This is a genomic window from Halorubrum sp. C191, from assembly GCF_002727095.1.
Classification (GTDB): Archaea; Halobacteriota; Halobacteria; order Halobacteriales; family Haloferacaceae; genus Halorubrum; species Halorubrum ezzemoulense.
Genome location: NZ_NHNZ01000071.1, coordinates 1 through 1,072, shown reverse-complemented (window position 1 = coordinate 1,072; position 1,072 = coordinate 1). Strand labels below are relative to the sequence as shown.

The following is a 1,072-nucleotide window of genomic DNA, read 5'->3' as shown; positions in this document are numbered from 1 at the left end:
ATACTGATAGCTAAAAGTTCATGAGGCTAGCGTATCTAAACTCAATACGGTGACGCTGGAAAACGTCTCAGCAGATCATCTCCGTCGGGTGTTGGAACAGGTCGAAGAATCTGCTGCGTCAGAGCGTCTAATGGCTGCGATTACGTACAAAGAGTTTGACGACGTTACACAAAAAAACGCAGCAGAACTCTACGGCTACTCCGAGGGATGGGCTTCGAAGTGGTTCAACCGCCTCGAACGGCTCGAAACTGAGCCGTTCGAAGCTGTTGTCTACGACGAACCACGTGAAGGCAGACCAACGAAACTCTCCGACGGACAGCACGAACAGTTCGTTGAAGCACTCCACAACTCGCCTGAGGAAGTCGGATATGATGCGCCCGCGTGGTCTGTTCCACTGGCGCGTCACTATCTCGCTGAGGAATTCGATGTTGAGTACTGTGAACGCCACGTCCGGCGATTAATGTCCGAGGCCGGGCTGTCTTGGAAGACAGCCCGGCCGGAGTTCCACAAATCCGACGAACGAGCTCAAAAAGCCTGGCAAGAAGGCTTCAAAAAAAGTGCGACAACTTGGACAACGAATACACGATCCTGACCATCGATCAGACGCGTCAGGTCCTTTCGACGCTGATCTATGCGTGGTTCCCGGAAGGAGAGCGCCCGTCACTGCCGGTGACGGGCGCGTGGGACAGCATCAAGCTGCTCGGTGCAGTCAGCGATGCTGGCGAGACGTTCTTCCTGCCCTGTGCCGAGAACTTCAACAGCGACACGACGATTCGACTTCTCGACGCACTTCAGACTGAATTCGGCGAGAAGATTTGCGTCGTTTTGGACAACGCCTCGTATTTCACGGCGAACAAGGTCCAAGAGTTTGCTGAAGGTACACCGATAGAACTCTGTTACCTACCGCGGGGTTCACCGGAGCTGAACCCCGCGGAAGAGTGTTGGCGACAGCTTAATCAAGAGCTTGGCAACCGTCTGTTCGACACGCTCGACGATCTTCGTGATGCTGCGCTCTCTGTACTCGATCGGATCGAAGTTCCAGATGTCTTCACGTACTTATGGCCGTGAGTAT

General features: G+C 54.0%; 1 protein-coding gene. It reads left to right on the top strand.

Going from position 1 to position 1,072, the window contains the following annotated elements:
- Positions 1 to 49 precede the first annotated feature (49 nt).
- Positions 50 to 1,068 (top strand): IS630 family transposase gene (locus Z052_RS05995; RefSeq protein WP_099288908.1). Its coding sequence is split into 2 segments (ribosomal slippage): positions 50 to 560 and positions 560 to 1,068, totalling 1,020 coding nucleotides; the frame shifts between segments, so codons are not numbered across the junction.
- The last annotated feature ends 4 nt before the right edge of the window (positions 1,069 to 1,072 follow it).